Source organism: Mycobacterium gordonae, from assembly GCF_001417955.2.
Taxonomy (GTDB): Bacteria; Actinomycetota; Actinomycetes; order Mycobacteriales; family Mycobacteriaceae; genus Mycobacterium; species Mycobacterium gordonae_B.
On the sequence record NZ_LKTM01000341.1, the window covers coordinates 1 to 23,290 of the forward strand.

Below are 23,290 nucleotides of genomic sequence, written 5' to 3' on the forward strand. Positions count from 1 at the left end.
GGGTGTCTCGACGCTGGTGGGCGCTGCCGCGCTGGGCGCCATCGCCTCGCTGGGCGGCGGCGGCAGCGGGCTGGGTGCCGCCGGACTGGTCGGAATCGGGTTCGGCAACTTGGCGCTGGGCGACACCGGTGGCGGCGCGACGCTGGGCACGATCGGAGCGGGATGGTGGGTGTGACGCTGCTCGACGGCGGTCAGCGTGATCGCCACCCCGCCGACCGCGGTCATCGCGACCGCGGCGCACAGGCCGATCAGCAGCTGCGACACCCGGATGCGGCGCTTCGGCGCCTTCGGGGGGTCGATGATGTTGAGCCGCATCGAGAAGCACGGGCCGTCTTCGTTGTAGGAGTCGCCCTCGAAGCGGGTCGGCACCTCGGGGAACTCGGTCTGCGACCAGGCCAGTTCGCGGTCGGTCAACGCGTCCTGGTCGATCATCAGCACGTCCCCGGCCGGCAGGTCGATGACGCCGACGCCGGACGCTCCGGCAGCGTGGGCCCCGCCGACCAGCAGCCCGACGGAGGTGCGGGTCCGCAGGTCCATCAGCTCACTGCGGGTCGCCAGCAGCAACGCACCTTTGGCGGCCGCGCTCACCGGATCGGACGCGGTCAGCACCGGCAACCGGGTGTGGAATGAAAGACGTTGGCTGACAAGCGGAATGCTGGCGCCGCCGCCGACGGTGACCACCGCTGCCAGGTCGGCGAAACTCGAATTGTTGCGCGCCAGCATGTCGTCGAAGGCGTAGATGAGACCGGTCAGCCGGTCAGCGATCAGATCGTCGAACTTCTCCCGGGTGAGTTCCAGCGCGATGCTGGTGCCCGAGAGCTCGGCCGCCAGTTCGGTGACGGCATCGGTGGACAATCGCTCCTTGGCCTCCCGGCACTGCTCGCGCAGCGTGCCGAGCTGACCCAGCATGGCGGTGCCGGTCGCATCGATGTCTGTATGGCCAAGTTCTTCGATCACGTGCAGCAGCAACGCCTGGTCGATCTGGTTTCCCGAGAAATCGTCGTAACGCATTGTGGCGCTAACGGGTTCGAACTCATCCTTGGTTTCCAGCAGGGTGACATAGGTGCCGGAGCCGCCGAAGTCCAGCAACCCCACCACGCCCCCGGTGGGAACACCCACTTCGGCGTTCACCGCCGTCAATGCCGCGAGCGCGTCCGGGACCAGGCGGGGCGGCAGACCGCTGCGGACGAACCCGACATGGGTGCGCAGTGCATTGCGCAACGCCTGCACGGCACCCGGTTTCCAGTGTGCGGGAACGGCAATCGTGATGTCCGCGGAACTCGCATCGGCGCCGGCGGCAACCACCATCGCGTCCAGGGCCTCGACCGTCAGCAGGTCCGGGTCATGCGCGGATCCGTCCGGCGAGATCAGCGCGACCGAGTCGCCGATTCGTTCCACAAAGGCACTCATCAGAGTGCCAGGATCGGCCGAATTCTCGCCGAACACACCAAGTTTCGGGGCGCAGTGCGGATACAGGGTGAGCACAGCGCGACGGATGACCGGAGAACTTCCGCTCGCCGCCGCAACCAGGTTCATGGTCCCGATCGACAACCCCAGCGGGTCGTACATATAGCCATGCTTTCGTCGATAGGGGGTCGGTAGCCAGGGATTACCTTAGCCGCCGCGTCGGTGAATATGGTTCGGCGGCAATGTCATTGGTATCCGGTCGATGCCGTGTCGTCATCGAAAAGGTATGTTGGGCACCATTGACAAATCGAGCCGGCAGGAGTGCGGCCCTGGTTTTGTCCCGGCCCTCCCGCGCCGCGGCCGGCCCGGTATGCTGCAATGAGCCGGTGAGCCTCTCCGAATACCCCGTGGCAGATGTCGAAGCGATCAAGCAAGTCAAGTACCGCTACCTGCGCGCGATGGATACCAAGCACTGGGACGACTTCGCCGAGACGATGACCGAGGACATCGTCGGGGCCTACGGCTCGTCGCTGGGCAAGGAACTGCACTTCGACAATCGCAAGGACCTGGTGGAGTACCTGAGCTCAGCCATGGGGCCCGGTGTCGTCACCGAGCACCGGGTGACTCACCCGGAGATCACCGTCAGCGGCGATACCGCTTCGGGCATCTGGTATCTGCAAGACCGGGTGATCGTCGCTGAGTTCAATTTCATGCTGATCGGTGCGGCGTTCTACCGCGACCAGTACCGGCGCACCCCGGACGGGTGGCGGATCAGCGCAACCGGCTACGACCGCACCTACGAGGCGACGATGTCGGTGGCGGATCTCAAGTTCAACGTCAAGCCCGGCCGTGCCCGTGCCGACGTGAGCGAATAGCGTTCGTCTACTTGGCGATCGCGATGACCGCGCCGGGCCGCAACCATTTGATGATCGACACCAGCGTGGCGTCATCGATTGCCACGCAGCCTTCGGTGGGCCCGCCGTCGGTGGTGTGAAAGAAGAACGCGGCGCCGCCTCCGGGGACCTTGTTCTTGTTGACGCCCATCACCACAGCATGCTTGTACTGCGGGATCTGCAGATTCTCGCTGTCGGCGGTGTTGAAGGGGCACTGGGCTTTCTGGCACACCTGCATGCTGTTGAAGGTGGGGCTGTGATCGTCACCGCTCCACCAGTGGTTCGGTCCGACCTGCGTGTACGGCAGTCCCCCACCGGGATTCGGCGCGGTGCCGAACGCCGAGTCCAGGCTGTACACCCCCATCGGAGTGGCCGGGTAGCCGCTCTTGGCCTGCGGCGCCATGCCCGCCGAGCCGACATGGGTGGGTATCCCGGTTTTGAGTGGTTGCCAGCCGGCCGCGGTGCGCTGGTAGATGTCCATCTTCGCGTTCGACCCACCGGTCGAGACCACCGAAACCACCTGTGTCGCATTGCCGACCGAGTTCGCGAACCAGGGATTACCCGCGGCCCCGGCGTCCGGTGCGAACAGGGCGGCCATCACGAACGCGCACACGACAGCACAAAGCTGAGCGAGCAGTCGGCGCATGGGTCAATCGTCAGACCCGCCGTAGCCGAGGGTCAAGTAAAGGTTAAGAACCAGTTGAGTCACGGGGCTGTGACTCGGGCCGAAAAGCCCAGAGACACACCATGAAATACACATAGCCCAGCGCCCAGCCGGCGATCACGTCAGAGGGGTGGTGCACGTTCAGCGCGACCCGGGCCACGCCGACGATGAAGACGCCGAAGGCGGCCGACACCATCGCGGCCACCCGCGCCGGCCTCCTGGTCAGCATCGGCAGGCACAAAGCCAGCAGGGCCAGCAGACTGCACATCGCCTCCAGCGCGTGCCCGGACGGAAACGACGTCTCGGTCGCATAGACAAGCGCGGTCACCGGTCGCGGGCGCCCGGCCAGATTTTTGGCAACCAGCGTGATGAACCCGTTCAGGGGTCCACAGGCCATCAGCAGCAGCCCCATCCGCACCCGCCGTCGCACCAGCGCGTACACCATCGCCGCCAGGCCCAGCAGTCGCAGGGGAATCGGGCCCAGCACGAATGACACCACGACCCAGAACCGCACCCACCCCGCATGCTTGATGCCGATCTCGTGCGCCGGGTTCAGCAACGCCCAGTCGAAGGCGTGCAGCCAGCCCCAGTGTTCCCGATGCCCCACCCACAGCAGGGCGTAGAGCGCGACCGCGGCCGCTATGAGGCCCGCAGACCACGAAAGTCGGGAGGCAATTCGTGGGCTGCTCATCGGCTACATCGATACCAGCCTCGATGCACCGAACGCCAAACCGACCCATACTGGCGTCATGCCCGTGATTCTTCGGAGATTGTTCGGCGTCGGTAGGTTGCCCGCGGAGCTACATGCCCAGGTGGAATCCGAGGGCCTGATCCACCTCGCCGAATTCGTCGCGGTCACCAGGCGGTTCAGTGGGTCCATCCCGGGCCTTCGGTCTCAGGGCAGCGTCGCCAGTTACGTGGGTTCGCTGGCGCTGACCCAGCAGCGGGTGCTGGCCACGCTGTCGGTGGTGCCCAAGTTGGCCGGGCGGGTGGTGGACGTGCGCTGGGACGAGGCGCAGGGCGGGGCGGCCACCGCGGAGATTTCCGCGACGGGATTGCAAGTCGACGTGGACACGGCCGCGGTTGACGAGCGCTTCCACGGTCACCTCTCCCTGCATTTCAAGGACACCATCGACGAGGATGTGCTGGCCCGCCTGCCGCGGCGATCGGTGTCCTTCGATGTGCCACCCGAGTACGTGTTCCGGGCGGTGGGCGTCACCTACAGCCCGTGACCGCCGCGTTTCTACGATTGACCGGATGACCGATCACGCGTACACCGCTGCCGAGCGCGGCGCCGTCTACCGCGTGATTTCGGAGCGACGGGACATGCGCCGCTTCTCCCCGGACGCCCGCGTGCCCGAGGAGGTGCTGGCGCGTCTGCTGCACGCCGCGCACGCCGCGCCGAGCGTGGGTCTGATGCAGCCTTGGCGTTTCATCCGGATCACCGACCCGGACCTGCGACGGCGTATTCACGCGCTGGTCGACGCCGAACGCCTGCTGACCGGGGCGGCCCTGGGAGCACGGGAGGCCGAATTCCTGGCACTGAAGGTCGAGGGCGTTCTCGAGTGCGCGGAGCTACTGGTGGTGGCGCTGTGTGACGACCGGGAATCGCATATCTTCGGCCGGCGCACGCTGCCGCAGATGGATCTCGCGTCGGTCTCCTGCGCGATCCAGAACCTCTGGCTGGCGGCGCGCTGCGAGGGTCTGGGCGTGGGCTGGGTGTCCCTGTTCGACCCGCACCGGTTGGCGGCGCTGCTGGGGATGCCCGACGGTGCCGAACCGGTGGCGATTCTCTGTGTGGGGCCGGTCCCGGAGTTCCCGGACCGACCCGCCCTCGAGTTGGACGGCTGGACCTCGGCGCGACCGCTGCGGGAGTTCGTCTCGGAGAATCAGTGGCAGACTCCTGGAAGCGAAAGGGACGGTGTGAATGGGTGACGCGGGAACAGCTGCGCAGAATGTCCTGCTCGTGCACTGGCACGACCTCGGGCGCTACCTCGGCGTCTACGGCCACCCGGATGTGTCGAGCCCACGGCTGGACCGCCTCGCCGCCGAGGGCATCCTGTTCACCCGGGCCCATGCCACCGCGCCGCTGTGTTCGCCGTCGCGGGGTTCGCTGTTCACCGGGCGCTACCCGCAGACCAACGGGCTGCTCGGGTTGGCCCACCACGGCTGGGAGTACCGCACCGATGTGCGCACCCTGCCTCAGTTGCTTTCCGAATCAGGCTATTACTCGGCCCTTTTCGGGATGCAGCACGAAACGTCCTATCCGAAGCGGCTGGGGTTCGACGAGTTCGACGTCTCGAATTCGTATTGCGAATACGTGGTGGAGAAGGTCGAGGAATGGCTGCAAGACAGTGCGGCTGACCTGTCCGGCCAGCCGTTCCTGCTGACCGCCGGATTCTTCGAAACGCACCGGCCCTATCCCCACGACCGCTACGAACCGGCCGACAGCGCGACCGTGCAGCTGCCGGACTACCTGCCGGACACCCCCGAGGTGCGCGGCGACCTCGCCGACTTCTACGGTTCCATCACCACCGCGGACGCAGCGGTGGGGAGGTTGCTGGACCGGCTTTCCGAGACCGGTCTGGATGCCAGCACCTGGGTGGTGTTCTTCACCGACCACGGCCCGGCGTTCCCCCGGGCGAAGTCCACTCTGTATGACGCCGGGACCGGCATCGCGCTGATCGTCCGCCCGCCGACCGGCCTCGGCATGTCGCCCCGCGTGTACGACGAGTTGTTCAGCGGCGTGGACCTGTTGCCCACGCTGCTGGGTCTGTTGGGCATCGAGGTGCCTCCCGACGTCGACGGCGTCTCGCACGCCGATGCGCTGTTCGCGCCGGAGCCGATCGCGCCGGTGCGTGACCACGTGTACACCACGAAGACCTATCACGACTCCTTCGACCCGATCCGGGCCATCCGCACCAAGGACTACAGCTACATCGAGAACTACGTGCCGCGACCGCTGTTGGACCTGCCGTGGGACATCGAGGAGAGCCCCTCGGGAATCGCCGTAGCCCCCTATGTCACAGCGCCGCGGCCGCAGCGCGAACTCTATGACCTGCGGGCCGACCCCACCGAGACCAGCAATCTGCTCGATGCCGCCACCGGGGACTCCGACGCCATTGCGGCCGATCTCGCCGTGCGGCTGCATGATTGGCGTCAGCGCACCGGCGACGTTATTCCGTCCGACTTCGCCGGCACCCGGATTGCGGTGCGCTACACCGAGACATATCTGCAGATCCACCGCGCGACGCCGACCAGCCGCTCGGCGATCGCCGTGGACCGCGGCATCGAAGAAGAGGCCGAGCCCGGGTTAACCAGCTGAACGGCGCCCGTCGACCTGCGCCACGATGAACAGCCGGCGGAACGGGAAGATCGTCGTACCGTCGGCCCGGGGCGGGTAGGCGTCGTCCAGCAGGGGAATCAGCTCCTGACGGAACTGGTCGAAGCCGTCGTCGTCGAGGCGCTCGCGCACCGGCACCAGCGCGGTCCCGGTGATCCATTCCAGCACCGGGTGCTCGCCGGTCAGCTGGTGCAGATAGGTGGTTTCCCACGCGTCGACCCGGCAGCCGGCGTCCATCAGCAGGTCCGCGTAATGCGCGGGCGGGTGCACCACGGCGCCTACGCGAAACGGTATGTCCCGCATGATTTTTGCGTAGGGCTCGCGGCGTGCCAGCGCGCGCACGGCGGCATGCGACGGCGTGTCGAAGTTGCCGGGGATCTGAACGGCGATCCACGATCCGCCGGGCAGCTGGCCGACCCACTTGAGTAGCAGGTCGGAGTGCTCGGGAACCCAGTGCAGCGCCGCGTTGCTGACCACGACGTCGGTGTCAGGCTGCGGCTTCCAGTTCCGCAGGTCTCCGGTGGCGGCGTCGATCCCGCGTTCGCGGGCCGCCGCGACCATCTCCGGAGAGCTGTCGATCGCCTCGATCACCGCCTCCGGCCAGCGCTTGGCCAGGTACCGGGTCAGGTGGCCGGGGCCGCAACCCAGGTCCACCACCCGGCGCGCCCGGTCGGCACCCACCCGCGACAACAAGTCGTAGAACGGACGGCTGCGATGATCCGCAAAAGCCAGGTAGACGTCCGGATCCCACATGTCGGTCCTCCTGATCGACACCTGAACTGGGGGTGTCATCAACAAACCGTATTACCGGACGGCCCCGCAATGCGCGTCCACCGGGTGCCAAATTATTGACGAGCCTGTCGAAAGGCCCGGCATTCGCCACAATCAGCGCGTTACCATCAAGAGGATGTCTGAGATTTCGGACCTGGTTGGTGACGCTGACCCGATCAGCCCTCCCCTGCCCATTCCCGACGTACCCGGCGGCGACGTCGGCGTCGAGGGACTGCCCGCCCGCTCCGCCCTGTCTCCCCGCCAGCGCCTGGTGGTGGAAGCCTCGGCGATCAGCGATGTCGCACTGCGCACCACCGCATCGGCGCTGCTGGCCGCCACGGTGGCGCCGGTGGTCGTCAGCAGCAACCTGCGGCGTGGTGATTCCGGCAGCGAGCGCGACAAGCTGAGGTTCTACGCCGAACTCGGCGCCGAGCGCGACCCGCGCCTGTCCTTCCCGGCTCCGCTGGAACCGCCGAAAAAGGTGACCCGGCACGCCAGTCCGCTCGCGCAGCGTGTCGCCCTGGCCACCATCGACAACATTTCGTTCCCGAGCAGCTTCCGGGCGGTCAACCCCGCCATGCGCAAGCGGTGGAGTTCGCTGTCGGCCAACAATGTGGTGCGGGCCCAACATTGGCGCCATGACGACGGGCCCCGCCCCACCCTGTGCGTGATCCACGGCTTCATGGGGTCCTCGTATCTCTTCAACGGCCTGTTCTTCTCGCTGCCCTGGTACTTCCGCTCGGGCTACGACGTGTTGTTGTACACGTTGCCGTTTCATGGCAAAAGAGCCGAAAAACATTCGCCGTTCAGCGGTTTCGGCTACTTCGCCAGCGGGCTGAGCGGTTTCGCCGAGGCGATGGCCCAGGCCGTGCACGACTTCCGGTCCGTGGTGGACTATCTGCACGGCACCGGCGTGGAACGCATTGCGCTGACCGGACTTTCACTCGGCGGGTACACATCGGCGCTGATCGCCTCCGTCGACAACCGGCTCGAGGCAGTCATCCCAAACTGTCCCGTCATCACGCCCGGCGATCTGTTCGACGAGTGGTTCCCGGCCAGCACGTTCATCAAGTTCGGCCGGTGGCTGACCAGCATCAGCAACGATGAGTTGCAGGCCGGGCTGGCCTACCACGGCCCGCTGAACTATCAGCCACTGCTGTCCAAGGATCGCCGGATGATCATCACCGGTCTCGGCGACCGGATGGCCCCACCGGAGCATGCGGTGGCCCTGTGGAAGCACTGGGACCACTGCGCGCTGCACTGGTTCCCCGGCAGCCACGTGCTGCACGTGAGCCAGTTGGACTACCTACGCCGGATGACGCCGTTCCTGCACCAGTTCATGTACGACTGAGGGTCGCTGAGGGGCCTTGCGCAGTCGGCCAGTCCAACCGCTGCAGCAGGTCCGCAGGCGCTTGCGCATGACCGTCGAGGCGGCGGGTGGACAACGGGTCCAGCGCCTGCAACGCCGGTCGCTGGTTGCCTCGCTCCAGGGTCAGGCCAGCCACCGGGGCGGTGCCGGCCGGGGCGGCGTCGGTGCGCAGCGCGCAGGCCGCCGCAACCGTGTAGTGAGTTCCCGAGTCCGCGATCTCGAGCGCGGTCCAGATCTCGCGTGCCTGCTGCGCCCGCACCTCGGCGAGTGTTTCCGGCAACCCGGAATCCGCCTTGATCCGGTATGCCGCAACGTAATCCGATTCACCCTGCTGTACCGCTCGCCACGTTTCGCGGCTGCTGTTGCCGGCCTCGATCGCCAGCACCTCCGGAACATCTTCGGCGGCAACGGTGTTTGCGTCAAAGCCGATCTCGCGCAGATGATCGGCGAGTCGGCGGGCAGCGACCTCGGCCGTCTCGTGCAACGGGATCCGGGCCGAACGGGCCTGCAGCGCGGCGAGGTTGTCCACCGCCGACAACGTCAGGCCGACCCAGCTGTCAGCGGCACCGGATCCGTCGTGGCGACTGGTGATTCGAATGCTGTCGGCGCGGATGCCGTAGCAGTCCAAGTAGCGCGCGATCACTGGCAACGGCAGTGTGCCGGTGGCCGAGGACGCCGGCCCCAGCCGCACCACCGCGGTGGTGCGGGTGTTTGCATCCGGTTCCGGAACCGGTCGCCCGCCACGGCGGACGATGGCCAGCCGACGGCGCAGGATCGTGGTGAAGTGCAGCCCGCGCCACCACCCGAAGAGCAGGATCGACGCCGCCACGGCGATGCCGATCAACCAGTAGGCCCTGGTGGACTGCCAGGGGTAGGCCATCACGGCCGGCACGACGGCCAGCAGCGCCAGGGTGATCCTGGCGGCCCCCGGTGCGGGAATCGAGTAGCTCACGAGGTGGGCTCCTTCCGGCGGCGCACTACCGCCACCGTCGCTGCGGTGATGATGACGAGCAGGGTCAGCACGCCGGCTCCGGCCAGTGCGACGTTGCGCGGTGTCGTGTCCTCGGGCGCCCGTGGCGGTGGGAGGGCGACCGGCTTCACCGATGCCGGCGCCGGTGCCCCACCGGCTGCCGCCGGTAGTTGCCAGGTCAGCGCCGCGACGGCATCCAGGGTGCCGGCCCCGATGACGTTCGACGGATCCCGCGGGCCGTTCTGGGCGGTCGCGGTGATGCGGCGCACCACCTCGGCGGCCGGCAGGTCCGGGTACTTGGCGCGGACCAGCGCCGCGACGCCGGAGACATAACCGGCCGCGTAGCTGGTGCCGCTGAGCGGGATCAGCTGCTGGTGGTCGTCGGGCAGGCCATTGGCCAGGCCGCCGCCGTCGGCGTTGCTCACCGACGCGATGTTCTCCCCGGGCGCAGCGATGCCGACCCACGGACCCGCCATGGTGAACTTCGACGGACGGCCGTCGGGAGAGACGGAAGCCGCCGACAGCACGTAAGGCTGCCACCACGACGGGACGGAGACCGACGTGACGCCGGCCCAGTTTCGCGGGTCGCTGGGGCGGCTCAGGTCGGTGAGCGGGTTGGAGTCGCACGACGTGCCACCGGCCACCGATCCGGTCGGGCCGCTGTTGCCGGCGGCGGCGACGATCACCACGTCCTTGTCCACCGCCGCATACTTGATCGCCGCTCCCAGCGCGGACTGATCGACGGTGCGGTCTGCCGGCAGGCAGGTGATCGCGGAGATGTTGATCACCCGGGCGCCGCGATCGGCAGCGTGCACGATGGCGCGGGCCAGCGCCTCGATATCGATGGCCGCCCGCGCCAGTGTCGGGTCACCGCCCGGGGTGCGCGGGGAGAACTTGGCCGACGTCACCCGCAGCGACAGCAGCCGTGCCGCGGGCGCCACACCGGAGAAGCCGTCGTCTCCGGGCTGGCCGGCCACGATGCCGGCGACCAGCGTGCCGTGCCCGTCGCAGTCGGTCAGCCCGTCGGTGGACTCCACGAAGTCACCGCCGGCATCCACGTTGTTCAGCCGCGGACCGGGGCGCACACCGGTGTCGATGATGGCCACCAATTGGCCTTCGCCACGGGAGAACTGCCACGCGGCAGGGAGATTCAGCAGGTTCTGGCTGGGGGTCGGCGTGCCCGGGTCGCTACCCGGGATGACGCCGGAGACGCTGCACGGGCCGCGCTGCTCCATCGTCTGCACCGGTCCCGGCGTCCCGCCGGGCGGTTGCGCCGCAGCGTCCACCACCGGTGGGCTGATCGCGGGCGCCGGCGGCGCCGTCGCGATCACCGGGCCCTGCATCAGCACCAGAAGCGCTGTGCAGCAGCCCAATCCAGCAACACGTCTCATCGATTGAGCACCCAGGCGAACAGACCGACCAAGAACGCCATGACCGGGATCAGTGACGCGTCGAGACCGGCCGCGACAAAACCCACCAACCGGCGCAGCGGCAGCGAGTAGGTGTCCGGCGAAGCGATCGACGGGTTCAGCGCCACCACGATCCAGGCCAGCACGAGCACCGCCAGCACCAGCACCGCGGCGAACGCGCCGGCGAAACGTCCGGTCGCGGCATAGACCACCAGCAGCACACCGGCCACCAGGAACGGCTGGGCCAGGAGCCACGCCTTGCACGCGGCCGAATCCCACACCCGCGCCCGCAGTGCGGCCGCCAGCGAGGCAGCCACCACCACATACCAGCCCGCGATGCTCAACGTCTCGGGGCGCAGCGCGATCGCGACCGATCCAACGACACTCAGCAGCACAGCCGCGGCGATGAACCCGTTCTGGTGGGCGTCGCTGATCCGGACCCGGCGGGGCAGATCCTCCAGCACGCGCATCGACGGCGCCGAAGGCGTGGGATCACCGGGCGCCGGAATCACCGGCAGTGGGAAGCGCGCCCACAGCGCCGACAGCTGAGCCGCCTGGATGGTGATCAACAGCGCTGCGACGATCAGACCGCAACCGAGCGTCAATACCGGCAGCCGCCAGAGCAGTTCGGCGCCGGCCGCCAGCGCGACGGTGAGACCGACCACCGCCGAGGCGGTGAAGAAGCCGACGGCACGCTCTCGTTCGGCGCTCGGGACGATCAGTGCGATCAACGACCAGGCGGCGACGCCGGCCGCGGCCAGCAGCACCTGCGCGGCTCCGAACCTACCCGGCACCGCCAGCGCCAGCGCCGCCGCTATCGGCACCAGCGCCGTGATCGACAATGCGACGCCGGTGCGCGCAGACCGGCCGGTGCTCAGCAACCCGGTGATCGCGACGACCGCCGCGAGCGCACTGACCGCGACCAGTCCGACGAGGGCACCCGTTACTACCCGGTGAGCGACCGACAAGCCGGTGGCCAGCAGCGTCACACCGATCACCGCGGCCAGCGCGCCACGCTGAATGTGCTTGGCATCCCAGGGGTTACGCCGCGACGCCGAGAAGATCATGGCGGCGTCGGCGATGTCCTCGACGATTCCCGGCGCGGCGGGGCCGGTCGGAACCGGCTGCAGCGCAAGCAGATCGCCGTCGACCACGCCGACGGTGTCCAGGCTCGCATCCAGACTGAACGGCGCTCCACCGATCGGGGCCAGGCTCAGGTACGGAGCGCCTTCGGCACTCTCACCGTTGCCGGCGGCGGGGACCACCAGACGCTGCACCGCGGGCAGGATCTCGCGCAGCGGCAACTCGGTGGGCAATGCCATCTCCGTCAGCCGACTGTCCGCGAGAATGGCGACGCGGACGATCGGCATGACGGTGCCGGAGGTCACTGAACCCACCAAAGCTGCTGGGGCCGTTGCTGGAACATCGTGCTCTCTTTCTGCTTGCTATGAACTCTGGGTGGAGAAGTCTCGCGATAACCGGTGGCCGGGGAACCATTCCCCACCCGGCAGCAAGGACGTGAGTTGTTCGATCGCGACGGCGGTCGCGAACGGTGTGCCGGGGCTGAATGTGGACACCCATTCGCCGTCGAACGCCCGGGAGGGACTGACCAGTACCCGCCCGGCGGTGGTGTCGATGATGCTGAGCCCGACCTCGGTGGTGGCGTGCCGGCCATCGCGGTTGCACCCGGCCACGATTTCGACATAGCTGCGCGGACCGGTGAACACGGACTCCACCACCGTGCGCGCCGAGGAGGAAATCCCCAGATAGTCAAGGACTTCCGACAGCGGCTCGCCGGCCCTCAGCCGTTCGTCGGCCCGGGCGCCCACCCGGGTCGGCATGCTGAACTCTTCGAACCGCGCCGGCGGCCGTTGCATCAGCCCGACGCCCAGCACCGGAACCAGCGCCCTGGGGTCGTCGATGTCCATCACGGTGAAGGTGACCAGCTGGGCGCTGCGCAGCGCGACCACGGTGGCGCCCGCACGCTGCGCGACAATGCCGCGCAGCATGTCGCCGGCGTCAGTCCCCGAACCGGGCCCCACGTAACGCAGGTCGAGCCACCGGTCCGGGAAGCACACGACTTTGATCCAGCCGGCGATCACCGGGTTGATGACACCGCCTGAATTGTCCGGCGTCATCACTCCCATCCGGGTCAGCTCCTCGGCCTGACGGTCGAAGAACGCGGTTCGTTCCGCGGCATCGCGGTACGGCGTGGTGATGGCGAGCACCCATGGAAAGCTGCCCGCCCCCGCGGTTTCCGCGATGAACCACGCCTGATCTACCGTCAGCTCAACGGCATTGGGCGAAGCGTCCATCTAGCTGCGGCTAACCGCCCCACTTGGCGGCTTCGGCGGCGTCCCGGGCCATCATCGACATGGTGTTGGCTTCGTGGGTGCTGGCCATCGCCTGGTAGGCACGCACCAGGTCCTCCATCGCCTGATTCCACTGCACCTGCCACGCCTGATACGTCACCCCGGTGTCACCCTGCCAGGCGTTCTGCAGCGCGGCCTGCTCGGCCGAGATATCGGCGCCCAGGCCCTGCAAGGTGCCCGCGTAGCCCGACATGTCCCCGGCGTGCGCGAGCATGGCCGGGTAGTTGTACATGATCTGCGACATGATCAATCCTTTCTTCGAAGCCGGGCTCAGAAACCGGTGTAGGACGACGCGGCCGCGGCATCGGCGGCGACGTAAGTGCCCGCGGCCTCACCCAGGTTGGCCTGCGCGATGTCCAGCAGGGTGTTGACCCGGGCCGCTACTTCCACGAAGCGGGCGTGGGCAGCCTGAAACGCTGCCGAGGACTCGCCCTGGTGGAACGCCTGCGCCGACATCGCCGCTTGCTCGGCCTGACCGATCGTGTGCCGCATCAACCCCGCCTTGGCGCTGAACGCCGACTGCGACGACACCAGTTGCGGAATGTGAGCATCCAACAAACTCATAGATCTTCCTTCCCTTGTCTTGAATCAGAATTCCCTGCTCGGCAAGTCATCTCGCTGACTTCCGGCTCCCCCTTCCTCTCGGCCCCACGTCCCGGGCGCTCATCAGCCACCGGCCATCCCGTACGTCGCCGCGGCCGCCGCGTCACCGGCGAGGTAGCTGGCACCGGCGGTACCGACGCCGACGCCGGCACGCCCCAGCTCCTCGACACCCTGAGCGGCAACGGCTGCGTGTTCCTGGCCCTGCGCGCTGAAACCGGCGGCGGTCTGCAGCGACACCGGGTCGGCAGCCGGCGGAACCACCGCGGTGATCAACGGCGCCGCGCTGGCGTGCGCGGCAGCCAGCCTCGCCGTCAGCGCCTCGACTGCGGCGCTGGCACTGGCCAGTCCCTCCGGAACCACTCGCAACGTCATGACTGACTTCCCTCCTGTTGCGTATCACCAAATAACGCGGCCGCACCGACCATCGGATTGACCAACTGCAGAAATGTCGGGGTGTCGCTGTCGGACAACAAGACTCCGCGGCCCGCCGGCAGCCGGCTGAACCGCTGACCGCGGATCTTGCCGCTGTCCTGCGGATTGCCGGCCAGCATCAGGGTGGTCGCCTGCAGGTCGTTGAATCTGCGCAGCAACGGGTTGGTCATCAACGCGTGCGCCGACCCGGACGCCCGGCCGGTGACGATCACCCGCAACCCCAGATCACTGGCCTGGCCGAGCAGGCCGATCAGCGGGGTCCAGGGGCGCTGTCCCACGTAGGGCCCGCTGACGGCGGCCGAATCCGGTACCTGGTCGACGTCGTCGATGATCAGGTAGTGCGTGTGACCCTGGTAGCTCCACCGCGACAGCTCAGCCGGTGACAGGCCCGCCGGCGGCCGGCGTGACTCGATGATGTTGGCCAGCCCCATCATCGCGGGAGTGATCCGGTCGATGTTGGCGGTGTACTCGTTGTCCGGGAACAGCGGCTCGTCGACCAGATGCAAACGACGGTCGAGCACCGTGAAGGCCACGGTGTCGGCGGTCGAGTTCTCCCGGACGGTGCGGATGATGTGGCGCAACAGGGTGGTCTTGCCGGACTTGCTGTCCCCGAACACCATCAGCAGCGGGTGCTCGGCGAAGTCGTGCACCACCGCCGCCAAATCCTCTTCGCGCTGGCCGATCACGATCTGCTCCGGGCCCCGATACAGCGCGCCAACGGCTTCCGGAGCCAGGCTGGAGGGCAGCAACCGCACCGGCGGCGCCGTCTGGCCCGGATAGCGCGCGTTGATCACGGGTATCTGGTCCAATTCCGGTTCGGCGAACAGGAAGTGCTGGGCGGCCATGGTCAGGCCGCGCCCCGGCTGGTCGTGCGGGATCGCCTCGGCGGGACGGTGCAGGGCTCCCGTCACCCGGACATTGCTGTCGCGGGCGTCGTGCAACTTGAGCTCAAGTCGCAGCCCCAGGCCGTCGCGCATCGCCAGCGGCACCTCCAGCCAACTCGGCGTGGTGATCACCACGTGGATGCCGTAGGCGAGACCGCCGTTGACAAGTTCGGTCACCCTCGCCAACAACGGGTTCCGGGTGTTGAACTGGTCGACGTTGTCGCGGCCGAAGCCGTAGAGGTTGTCGATGACCAGGAACACCTCACCGAAGCCGTCGTTGGTGACCGACCCGTTGCCGTGCCCGTTGCCTTCCCGGTCCCGGAACGCCTCCCGGCGCTGGCGGGCCAGCAGCAACTGCTCCAGCTCGCCGAACGTGCGGCGGATGCGTTCGGGCTCGAGTGCCGTTGCCACGCCGCCGACGTGCGCCAGCCCCTCCAGCGCGCGGAGCTGACCTCCGCCGTAGTCCAGGCAGTAGAACGTGACGTCGCGCGGCGAGTGCAGGCTGGCGGCAGACAGGATGAATGTCTGCAGCGCAGTCGTTTTCCCGGACTTGGGGCCACCGTGGATCACCATGTTGCCAGCCGAGGACGTGGCGTCGAACACCAACGGGTCGCGGCGCATCTCGAACGGCTTGTCCACCTCACCGAGCGGCCAGCGCCATTGCCGGGGCGGCACACCGGCGCGCGCCAGCGCCCCCGTCAACGGGATCGGCTCATCCAGCGGCGGCAGCCACAGCTGCGGCGCCCGCGGCCCGTAGCCGGCCAGCTGTTCGCCGATGGTCGCGATCAGCTTGCGTGGCGGCCCGATGGGCTCGTCCTCGTCGACTCCGGAGACAACAGTGCCCGGATCCGGCTCGACGGCTCCGGCGGGGAACAGCTTGGGCTCCGGAATGGATTGCACCACCATGGTTTTCGCAGCCTGAGGCGGTTCGTAGATGCCGTCGACGTAGGTAGACCGGAACTTGATCGGGGCCGCGCCCGGGGCCGGCACCAGGAACCCGATGCCTTTGTGCTCCTTGCCCGACTCGATGTGATAGGCATCCTCCACACCGATGATCTGGCGAGAGACGCTGGGACTGGCCACCTTCAGACCGATCCGGTAAGAGGTGTTCTTGTCGATGTCCTTGATCTTCCCGACGTCCAGCGTCTGCGAGGCGAACAGGATGTGGATGCGGAACGAGCGGCCCTTGCGGGCCACATAGTCGAACAGCTCGGCATATTCCGGATGGTCGGCGAGCATCAAGGTGAACTCGTCGGCCACCACGAAAAGCGTCGGGATGGGTGCCAGGTCATGCCCGTTGGCGATCGCGGCCTCGTACTCGGTGACCGAGTTGAAAGCGCTGCCCTGCACCTTGCGGCCGGCCTCGCGCAGCAGCATCTCGCGCCGGGCCACCTCGCCGCGCAGGGTGTCGGCGAACCGGTCGGCCAGCGACTTCTTCTCGGCCATGTTCGAGATGACGGCAACGACCTGCGGGAAGTTGCGGAAGCTGTCGGCCCCGGCCTCGCCCTTGAAGTCGGCGTAGATGACGATCAGCCGGTCTGCCGAGTGAGTGGTCAACAGCGACAACAGAATCGACATCAGGGTCTGCGACTTGCCGGAACCCGTCATACCGATCATCAGGCCGTGCGGGCCCATACCGCCCTCGGCCTCGTCCTTCAGGTCGAACATCAGCGGCTCACCGGTGGCGGTGACGCCGATCGGGACGCGCAACTCGTCGTCGCGGTTTCGTGGCGCCCACAACGCGGGCACATCCAGCTGCGACGCGTCCGAAATGCCCAGCAGCGTCGTGAAGTTGGCGCCGCGGGTAGCCGCGGACCGCAGGCCGGTGTGCGTCGGGTTGGAATCCCAGCGCGACAACCGGCGGGCCAGGTGGGCGGCCTCATGCGCGCTGAATTCGTCGGCGGCATCGATGTACGGTTGCCAGCCACCGGTCTGCCACCGTTCGATGGCGCCGCCCGTGACGCGCAGGATCGGCTTCTCCGGGTCGGAGTACTGCTCCCGGTGCGGCTCCTTGTCCGAGAACTGCACGACGGTGACGCCCGCGCGGCCCGCCCCCAGCGCCGAGACGTTCAGGTCATAGTCGGGGTCGTCCACCACGATCAGCAGGTGCCGCAACGCATCTACCGGCCGGCCGGTGAACACCGGGCGGTCGTCGAGCGCCGGCGCGAGCAGATCTGCCAATAGGTCGGCATCGTCGGTGAGATAGCGGGCCGGCCCCACACCGTCGACCTGGCCGGGGATGTCCACGTGCGGCAACCACTTCAGCCACGACCAGTCGTCGCCCTCCAGGTCGCGGGTGGCCAGCGCCACGCCGAGCACCGTCGGGTCGTGCCAGGTCACCGCCTGAGCTATCCAGGCCCGCACCGCGGCCCGCGTCCGTCCGGCGTCCCCCAGCACGGTGATGCGGGAGACCCTGGTCAGATCGATGCCGGTGGGTATGTCGCGGACCGTGCGCTGGGTGTCCAGCAGACTGCGTAATGCGCTGTGCGACACCGGTTCCAGGTCGATCTCATCGGCCGTGTCGTTGACCCGCAGCGCGGTGGCCAGGGGCGCCGAGTGGCGCCCGGCCCGCAGCACCAGGAAGTCCGGGTCGTGCGGGTCGCGCTCCCACTGGCGACGGGACCCGGGCACCGCGGACAGCGTCTCCGGCGCCGGATGCGACCACTGCGCCGCGGCGCGCTGCTCGGCCGCCTGGGCCCGGATGTTGTCCCGCACCACCGAGAGGTAGCGCAGATAGTCGGCCCGTTCGGCGTCTACCTCCTCGGTGCGCATCTTGTTGTCGTTGCCCCGGTACAGCGCGGTGGCGGCCAACAGGAGCACGAACGGGAAGAACAGCGTCTGCGGGGAGATCACCTTCATGCCGGTGGCGAACAACGCCACGATCATGCCCACGATCAGGATCCCGATCAGGTACGGCATCGCGCGCCGGAACAGCGACGGCGGAATCGCCCGCGGCAATTCCGGCGGCGCCTCGATGGTGATGGTGCCTTTCCGGGCACTCGGCGGCGTCAGCCGCCGACGGGCCTCGAAGATCAGTCTGCTCATCGGGGCTCCCCTTCGGCGGTTACCGGGTGTCCCGGCCGGCTGTCGGGCGGCAGGCCGTCATGCGCCAGCAGCGCATCGGCGCGCGACAGTGTCGGACCGGGTGCGAACAAGGACAGGATCGACCACGGAATGCCCAGCGGTGGCGACTCGAGACCAAGGGCCTCAACCGTTTTGCTCGGTCCATTAGGACCGGATCGCCCCTCGGACCGGCCGTCGGACTCGTTGTCGATTCCGTATCGGACCCCGGTGTCGGAGACCCAGAACAACGACCCGGTGGGCGGCGCGGCCGGCCCTCCGCCCACGGTCTGGGTGAAGTATCCGGTGCCCGGGGCGAGCGCGACTTTGGCTCCGCCGCTGACCAGTTCGACGGTGCGCAGCCCGTCGCGCACCGGCAGTGCCGATCCTGACAACAGGCTCAGCGAGCTGGTCGCGGCCCCGGCGGGCTTGCTCCACAACGCGCAGGTGACCGGATTGCTGGCCGGGTTGACCAGGGTCACCGGCTGGGCCGGGTAACGACCGGTGTCCAGCATCCGCGACACCGGCAGCCTGGCTATGTCGTCGGCACCCAGCCGCGGCGGCTGTTGCAGCCCATAGGAATTCGTGTTCCGCAGGACTGCCGCCAGCACAGGTGAGATCGGTTGCAGACCGTCGGGCAACACGGCGTAGTAGGTGACGGTGTCCGACGCACTGCGGTCCACCGCAAAGGACACCACCACCCCGCCGATCGGCGCGGGCGCCGCAAAGCCGGCCGGCGCGCCGGCATTGGGGATGGGCGGGGCGGCCAATGGCGGCGACTCGGGGATCGCGTTGAACAGGCCCGCCGCGACGGGCCGCGGCGCGGGCACGTCGGTACCCAAGCCCAGGGCATTGGTGACGGCGTGGTCGGCCAGATCGATCCGGCTGCGCTTGCCGTCCCACAGCAGCCAGGTGCTGTTTCCGTTATCGACCAGGACCACCTGGCCGGCACTGATCGCGGCCGCGCGCGAACCGTCACTGTAGGGCTGCCCGCCGATCACCGTCACGCCCGTGCTGCGGGCGCCGCGCCCGGGCTGGCCGCTGACCGCGTCGCACACCGTCCAGGCGGCGTCGCGAGAGGTGTTCTGCACCATGCGTTCCGGGGCACCGGGAATGCCAATCAGGTTGCCTCGCGGGAAGCGGTCCAGCTCAGCACTTTTCACCGTGGTCGGGTTGACCGGCTGGCCGGCGATCAGCCGGGCTGAAGTGAGATTGAGCACCGGGTGCAGCTGGTCCCCGACGCGGACGTACAGCGCCGCGGTGGACCGGTCGGCCAGCACCGTGTTGTTACCCACCTGCCCGTTGGGCCGGATCAACGAAAACACAAAGCAGCCAAGCAATCCGGTGACCAGCAGCAGCACACCCATCAGCACCGCGCGCGACTGGGTACGCAGCGGCTCGACCAGCATCCTGGTGTCGTGCAACGCAATTCCCGAGGCGATGCGGCGCATCACGAACCGCCAGCCGGTCACCTGATGGCGGGTGACGAAACCGCGGCGGTAGTGCACCTGCTCGGGGTTCTCGTTGACCGGCGTGCGGGAGGCGAACGAACGCCGCTCGTCCCGCTCGTCGTCGTACTCGGTCTTGCTCATGCCGGCACCGACAGTCCCAGACCGCGCAGCAGCGGGGCGACGGTGTTGCCGACATCTTGTGCGGTGATCGTCATCAGTTCCTCATCGGTGAATTCACCCGTCCCGGCCTGCTCCGAATGGTCGAGCCGGAATTCGCGCTCTTCCTCCGAGCGCTCCACCACGTTCCGGACGAACCGGCCGTTGCCGGCGATGTCGAGGTTGCGCCGCGCGATGCCGTTGCTGTCGGGCGACGACGTCTCGGCCAGGTGGGTGAACAGCCGCTGCATGTCATCGAGTGCGGCCTGCTCGAAAACGCTGTCCCGTTGCTGTGCCATCAGATTCGCGATCTCGGTGAGTTCGGACGGCTGGTAGGACGGGAAGTCGATGCTGCGGGTGAACCGGGACCGCAGCCCCTCATTGGTGTCGAGGAACTTGTCCAGGTCCGCCCGGTACCCGGCGATGATGACCACCAACCGGTCGCGGTCGTTCTCCATGCGCGCCAACAGGGTGTCGATGGCCACCAGCCCGAAGTCGTTCTTGGCTCCGGTGGCCACCAGCGCGTACGCCTCGTCCAGGAACAGCACGCCGTCCAGGGCGCTGTCTATGATGGCGTTCGTCTTGGCCTCGGTCTCGCCGATGTGCTGGCCGATCAGGTCCGCACGATGCACCTCGCGGATGTTCTCCCGCTTCAGCAGTCCCAACCCGCAGTAGATCTTCGCGACGACGCGGGCGATCGTGGTCTTGCCCGTCCCGGGCGGGCCGGCGAACACCAGGTGGTGGGTCCGCTGGGCGACGGTGAGGCCGCGCTGCTGGCGCAGCACCGCCATCGCGACGGAACTCTTCAGCCGCGACACCTGGTTCTTGACCTCGTCCAGACCGATGAAGTCGTTGAGCTGGACCTCGGCCTCGGCCAGCAGCGTGGCCTTGCGCTCGCGCGCGCCCGGGTCGACGAAATCCGCGTCGCTGGGTTCGGTTTCGGCGTCCCACGGGTCGATGCGGGCCTCGATGCGCGCCGCGGTGGTGGTGACTATCCCGAAACTCGGATCGGACAGCGCCTGCTCGATCTCCTCGTTCTCGGGGTTGGCCGCGTACAGCTCGTGCAGCACCTCGCTGGCCGCTTCCTCATCGACGTGCGCCCGCAGCGCCAGCGCCTTGGCCAGCGCACCGTCGACCGCGGCGACGGCGATCGGGCCCTCGGGCTCTTCGAGATACGACAACGCCGGAGCGAACATGCCCAGCCGGGCCAGCGCGGTGCCCAGGGTGATCTTCACCGCGTGCGCGAAGGCCTCGTCGAGATCGGGGTCATTGACGATCGGGGTGAGCAGCTTGACCACGTCCGACCAGCGCTCCGCGCGATAGTTGATCACGACGGAGATCCAGCGGGCCTCGCGCAACTTGGGGCGACGTTCGCTGATGCGGTTGACGATCTCGTCGGCCACCGCGAACTGACGTTCGCCGGCCAGTGCGGCCGCGTAGGCGAGGTGGAAGTCGTCCGGCGTGGTGGCCCGGAACTGCAGATAGAGCCCCGTGTCGTAGCGGAACCCGAGTGCCCCGGGCACCAGTTCGACCTGGCGCTGCAACACCCCGGCCGTGGCGGCCGTCCGCGACACCTGCTCGAGCACACGTTTGGACGTGTCGCCGGCGGCGGCCAGGCCCGTCCACGCGTCGCACTGCTCGTGGGCGATACGGGTGAGCGCGCTGAAGCCCGAGCGCGCCGCGCTCAGGTCCGCCGGTCGCTGCCGCTCGTAGACCGCGATACCGAGCGCGCGACAGCAGGTGGCAAACCTGCTGACGACATCCCCGTCTACCCTGCCATCTGTCCGGGATGCTCGGGGCGCTGCCGCCAGCATGCCCGCTATACCGCCGTCACCGCGTTCCACGCCTGCGCCGTCTCCTGAAGTCAAGGTCGCCATTGGCAAATTCCGCCTGAGGTTAGCCTCACGAAGTTAGCATTCCCTAAGCTAACTGTCGAGGCGGCCCATTCCGCGCGACTTATCACTCGAACTCCTGCCTTAAAGCCTTTGACCTGCGCATTTTCCACTGCCGAGAACAGCGGGGGGCCAGGGTACTGAAGCTTACTGAATATGGTTTTCATTAACAACACCGGGGGTCGGGTCGCTCTCCGTCAGGCGCCCAGGTGTGGGGCAGCATCGGCGCCACCGTTGCGCCTCCCAGCCCGCCGTCGGTCAGCTTCGCCAGACCTCCCGCGTCGGTGACAGAGCCCCGGGGCAGCGTCCCGGCGAAGCCGATGGTGCCCGCTCCAGCGGCCGCCGGCTCGGATTCCGAATCCACGAATTCGTGACGGTAACCCCGGTCCGGCAGGGTCGCCGGCCGCCGCCGGCGGGCCCGCTCCTGACCGCGCTGCGACACCGCGGCCGCTGCCGGCGCCGCGGCCGGATCCGGCGCAACCGCCGTGCGCCGGGCTATGGAACCCATCGTCGATCCGAATCCGGCGCCCGGCCCGCCGACCAGATAGGGAAATGGGGCAGGTCCTGCGCCGGGTGGTGCCGGTACGGCCGCTGCCGGTGCCGGAGTCGCGGCCGTGGGCGCTGGTGACGAGGGGGACGGCGTCGGGCTCGGAGCGGGGGCCGTGGCGGAAAGGACCGGTGAGCTCGCGACGGTGGGCAGGTTGGCGGCCGGCACAGCGGGGGCCGCGGGCACCGCAGGCGTCACCGGGGCGGGCGCGATGGCGGCCAGGCCGGCCAGCCCCGCCGTCCCGGCGAACCCGGTGCCGCCCAGCGGCGCTGCGAGCGCGAGGGGCACCAGAGTTTGCAACTGCGGAAAGGTGCTGATCACCTCACCGACGTGGTCGATCTCGTCGGCCAGCAGCAGGGGCAGGTCGTTCTCCAGCTCTGAGATCGCCGCGGACGGATTCTCGGGAAATTCCTCCAGATCCCTGGCCACCGTCTGGGTGACCTCGGTAACCCGGTTGACCCACCAGCTCGCCTGAGTCGGGTCGCCACCGTCGTTGTCGATGATCCCGTCGCCGTTGTCGCCTTCGTCGCCGTCCTCCTGGGCGACGATCGGGGGCGCCGCCTCCTCCGGTGACACCGACGCCACCGCCGAGTCGGTGACCGCCTGGTACGCGGTCATCGTGTCGGCGGCTTGAATCCACATCCGGACATAGTCGGCCTCGTTGAGCGCGATGGGAATGGTATTGATCCCGAAGAAGTTTGTCGTGACCAGCGCGGAGTGCACCACGTGGTTGGCAGCAAGTTCGGCCAGAGTCGGCATCGATGCGAGCGCCGCGGCGTAGGCGGCCGCAGCGGATTCCTGTTGTGCCGCGGCGTCGGCGCTGTGCGCGCCGGCCCGCAGCAGCCACTGCAGATACGGCAGGTGAGCAGCCACGTAGCGCGTGGCAGTCGGCCCCTCCCACGCGCCGGCCTGCACCGCACCCAGGACATTGATCAGTTCGTCAGCGGCGGAGGCGTAGTCGGCACTCAGTGAGTGCCAGGCCTGGGCCGCCGCCAGCCAGCCCCCGGGTCCAGGCCCGCTGCTGAGCTGGGCCGAATGGACCTCGGGCGGCATGGCCCCCCACGGCA

Annotated in this window: 20 protein-coding genes; 5 read left to right on the plus strand and 15 right to left on the minus strand. The window is 68.2% G+C overall.

Annotated features, from left to right (window positions below):
- Positions 1-1,569: Hsp70 family protein (locus tag AO501_RS24535; protein ID WP_055580188.1), on the minus strand; the 1,569-nt coding region annotated here is incomplete at its 3' end.
- A 173-nt stretch (positions 1,570-1,742) separates the two neighbouring features.
- On the opposite strand from AO501_RS24535, the gene AO501_RS24540 reads away from it, so the two are divergent.
- Positions 1,743-2,282, plus strand: a complete 540-nt coding sequence (locus AO501_RS24540) for a nuclear transport factor 2 family protein (protein WP_231752599.1) — start codon at positions 1,743-1,745, stop codon at positions 2,280-2,282.
- A 7-nt stretch (positions 2,283-2,289) separates the two neighbouring features.
- On the opposite strand, the gene AO501_RS24545 is transcribed toward AO501_RS24540, so the two are convergent.
- The gene (locus AO501_RS24545) at positions 2,290-2,946 is read right to left on the minus strand and encodes a L,D-transpeptidase family protein (RefSeq protein WP_055580190.1); all 657 of its coding nucleotides are present in this window, start codon (positions 2,944-2,946) and stop codon (positions 2,290-2,292) included.
- A 43-nt stretch (positions 2,947-2,989) separates the two neighbouring features.
- Positions 2,990-3,655, minus strand: coding sequence for a phosphatase PAP2 family protein (locus AO501_RS24550; protein ID WP_055580191.1), 666 nt, complete (start codon positions 3,653-3,655; stop codon positions 2,990-2,992).
- A 58-nt stretch (positions 3,656-3,713) separates the two neighbouring features.
- On the opposite strand from AO501_RS24550, the gene AO501_RS24555 reads away from it, so the two are divergent.
- Genes AO501_RS24555 through AO501_RS24565 form a run of 3 tightly spaced genes read left to right on the plus strand, consistent with a single transcriptional unit; the run spans position 3,714 to position 6,289 of the window.
- Positions 3,714-4,196: a hypothetical protein gene (locus tag AO501_RS24555; protein WP_055580192.1), complete on the plus strand. Its 483-nt coding sequence runs from the start codon at positions 3,714-3,716 to the stop codon at positions 4,194-4,196.
- Between the two features lie 25 nt (positions 4,197-4,221).
- Positions 4,222-4,899, plus strand: coding sequence for a 5,6-dimethylbenzimidazole synthase (gene bluB, locus AO501_RS24560; protein WP_055580193.1), 678 nt, complete (start codon positions 4,222-4,224; stop codon positions 4,897-4,899).
- Positions 4,892-6,289: a sulfatase gene (locus AO501_RS24565; protein WP_055580194.1), complete on the plus strand. Its 1,398-nt coding sequence runs from the start codon at positions 4,892-4,894 to the stop codon at positions 6,287-6,289. Before bluB ends, AO501_RS24565 begins: the two co-directional genes overlap by 8 nt.
- On the opposite strand, the gene AO501_RS24570 is transcribed toward AO501_RS24565, so the two are convergent.
- Positions 6,278-7,060, minus strand: coding sequence for a trans-aconitate 2-methyltransferase (locus AO501_RS24570; protein WP_055580195.1), 783 nt, complete (start codon positions 7,058-7,060; stop codon positions 6,278-6,280). The two genes, AO501_RS24565 and AO501_RS24570, sit on opposite strands and share 12 nt — an antisense overlap.
- A gap of 154 nt (positions 7,061-7,214) precedes the next feature.
- Here AO501_RS24570 and AO501_RS24575 point away from each other — a divergent pair, with 154 nt between their 5' ends.
- Positions 7,215-8,429 (plus strand): alpha/beta hydrolase family protein, encoded by a 1,215-nt coding sequence (locus AO501_RS24575; RefSeq protein ID WP_055580196.1) that lies wholly within the window; start codon positions 7,215-7,217, stop codon positions 8,427-8,429.
- Here AO501_RS24575 and eccE read toward each other — a convergent pair.
- The 11 genes from eccE to AO501_RS24630 all read right to left on the minus strand — a co-directional run bounded on the left by eccE (position 8,416) and on the right by AO501_RS24630 (position 23,276).
- Entirely contained in the window at positions 8,416-9,399 is a 984-nt protein-coding gene (gene eccE / locus AO501_RS24580; RefSeq protein ID WP_055580197.1) for a type VII secretion protein EccE, read from the minus strand. The two genes, AO501_RS24575 and eccE, sit on opposite strands and share 14 nt — an antisense overlap.
- The gene (gene mycP / locus AO501_RS24585; RefSeq protein ID WP_231752600.1) at positions 9,396-10,760 is read right to left on the minus strand and encodes a type VII secretion-associated serine protease mycosin; all 1,365 of its coding nucleotides are present in this window, start codon (positions 10,758-10,760) and stop codon (positions 9,396-9,398) included. The genes eccE and mycP overlap by 4 nt, the downstream gene beginning before the upstream one ends.
- Positions 10,761-10,804: 44 nt before the next feature.
- The gene (gene eccD / locus AO501_RS24590; RefSeq protein WP_156452764.1) at positions 10,805-12,196 is read right to left on the minus strand and encodes a type VII secretion integral membrane protein EccD; all 1,392 of its coding nucleotides are present in this window, start codon (positions 12,194-12,196) and stop codon (positions 10,805-10,807) included.
- 75 nt (positions 12,197-12,271) lie between these two features.
- Positions 12,272-13,141, minus strand: coding sequence for an ESX secretion-associated protein EspG (locus AO501_RS24595; RefSeq protein ID WP_055580200.1), 870 nt, complete (start codon positions 13,139-13,141; stop codon positions 12,272-12,274).
- A 10-nt stretch (positions 13,142-13,151) separates the two neighbouring features.
- Entirely contained in the window at positions 13,152-13,442 is a 291-nt protein-coding gene (locus AO501_RS24600; RefSeq protein WP_055580201.1) for a WXG100 family type VII secretion target, read from the minus strand.
- Positions 13,443-13,468: 26 nt separating this feature from the next.
- Positions 13,469-13,762 carry a type VII secretion system protein EsxG gene (gene esxG / locus AO501_RS24605; protein WP_055580202.1) on the minus strand — a complete coding sequence of 98 codons (294 nt, stop codon included), beginning with the start codon at positions 13,760-13,762 and terminating at the stop codon, positions 13,469-13,471.
- A gap of 102 nt (positions 13,763-13,864) precedes the next feature.
- Positions 13,865-14,173, minus strand: coding sequence for a PE family protein (locus tag AO501_RS24610; RefSeq protein ID WP_055580203.1), 309 nt, complete (start codon positions 14,171-14,173; stop codon positions 13,865-13,867).
- Complete coding sequence (eccCa, locus tag AO501_RS24615) at positions 14,170-18,162, minus strand: type VII secretion protein EccCa (RefSeq protein WP_055580204.1); 3,993 nt, start codon at positions 18,160-18,162, stop codon at positions 14,170-14,172. The genes AO501_RS24610 and eccCa overlap by 4 nt, the downstream gene beginning before the upstream one ends.
- Entirely contained in the window at positions 18,159-19,769 is a 1,611-nt protein-coding gene (gene eccB / locus AO501_RS24620) for a type VII secretion protein EccB (RefSeq protein ID WP_055580205.1), read from the minus strand. Before eccB ends, eccCa begins: the two co-directional genes overlap by 4 nt.
- Positions 19,766-21,661 carry a type VII secretion AAA-ATPase EccA gene (gene eccA / locus AO501_RS24625; protein WP_156452762.1) on the minus strand — a complete coding sequence of 632 codons (1,896 nt, stop codon included), beginning with the start codon at positions 21,659-21,661 and terminating at the stop codon, positions 19,766-19,768. The genes eccB and eccA overlap by 4 nt, the downstream gene beginning before the upstream one ends.
- A gap of 181 nt (positions 21,662-21,842) precedes the next feature.
- The gene (locus AO501_RS24630) at positions 21,843-23,276 is read right to left on the minus strand and encodes a PPE family protein (RefSeq protein WP_055580207.1); all 1,434 of its coding nucleotides are present in this window, start codon (positions 23,274-23,276) and stop codon (positions 21,843-21,845) included.
- Between the last annotated feature and the right edge of the window lie 14 nt (positions 23,277-23,290).

Bases quoted from the DNA above. Each gene is read 5' to 3' on its own strand.
- AO501_RS24545 (WP_055580190.1), bottom strand. From the start codon at position 2,946: ATGCGCCGACTGCTCGCTCAGCTTTGTGCTGTCGTGTGCGCGTTCGTG.
- AO501_RS24550 (WP_055580191.1), bottom strand. From the start codon at position 3,655: ATGAGCAGCCCACGAATTGCCTCCCGACTTTCGTGGTCTGCGGGCCTC.
- AO501_RS24555 (WP_055580192.1), top strand. From the start codon at position 3,714: ATGCCCGTGATTCTTCGGAGATTGTTCGGCGTCGGTAGGTTGCCCGCG.
- bluB (WP_055580193.1), top strand. From the start codon at position 4,222: ATGACCGATCACGCGTACACCGCTGCCGAGCGCGGCGCCGTCTACCGC.
- AO501_RS24565 (WP_055580194.1), top strand. From the start codon at position 4,892: ATGGGTGACGCGGGAACAGCTGCGCAGAATGTCCTGCTCGTGCACTGG.
- AO501_RS24570 (WP_055580195.1), bottom strand. From the start codon at position 7,060: ATGTGGGATCCGGACGTCTACCTGGCTTTTGCGGATCATCGCAGCCGT.
- AO501_RS24575 (WP_055580196.1), top strand. From the start codon at position 7,215: ATGTCTGAGATTTCGGACCTGGTTGGTGACGCTGACCCGATCAGCCCT.
- mycP (WP_231752600.1), bottom strand. From the start codon at position 10,760: ATGCAGGGCCCGGTGATCGCGACGGCGCCGCCGGCGCCCGCGATCAGC.
- eccD (WP_156452764.1), bottom strand. From the start codon at position 12,196: ATGCCGATCGTCCGCGTCGCCATTCTCGCGGACAGTCGGCTGACGGAG.
- AO501_RS24595 (WP_055580200.1), bottom strand. From the start codon at position 13,141: ATGGACGCTTCGCCCAATGCCGTTGAGCTGACGGTAGATCAGGCGTGG.
- AO501_RS24600 (WP_055580201.1), bottom strand. From the start codon at position 13,442: ATGTCGCAGATCATGTACAACTACCCGGCCATGCTCGCGCACGCCGGG.
- esxG (WP_055580202.1), bottom strand. From the start codon at position 13,762: ATGAGTTTGTTGGATGCTCACATTCCGCAACTGGTGTCGTCGCAGTCG.
- AO501_RS24610 (WP_055580203.1), bottom strand. From the start codon at position 14,173: ATGACGTTGCGAGTGGTTCCGGAGGGACTGGCCAGTGCCAGCGCCGCA.
- eccCa (WP_055580204.1), bottom strand. From the start codon at position 18,162: ATGAGCAGACTGATCTTCGAGGCCCGTCGGCGGCTGACGCCGCCGAGT.
- eccB (WP_055580205.1), bottom strand. From the start codon at position 19,769: ATGAGCAAGACCGAGTACGACGACGAGCGGGACGAGCGGCGTTCGTTC.
- eccA (WP_156452762.1), bottom strand. From the start codon at position 21,661: ATGGCGACCTTGACTTCAGGAGACGGCGCAGGCGTGGAACGCGGTGAC.
- AO501_RS24630 (WP_055580207.1), bottom strand. From the start codon at position 23,276: ATGCCGCCCGAGGTCCATTCGGCCCAGCTCAGCAGCGGGCCTGGACCC.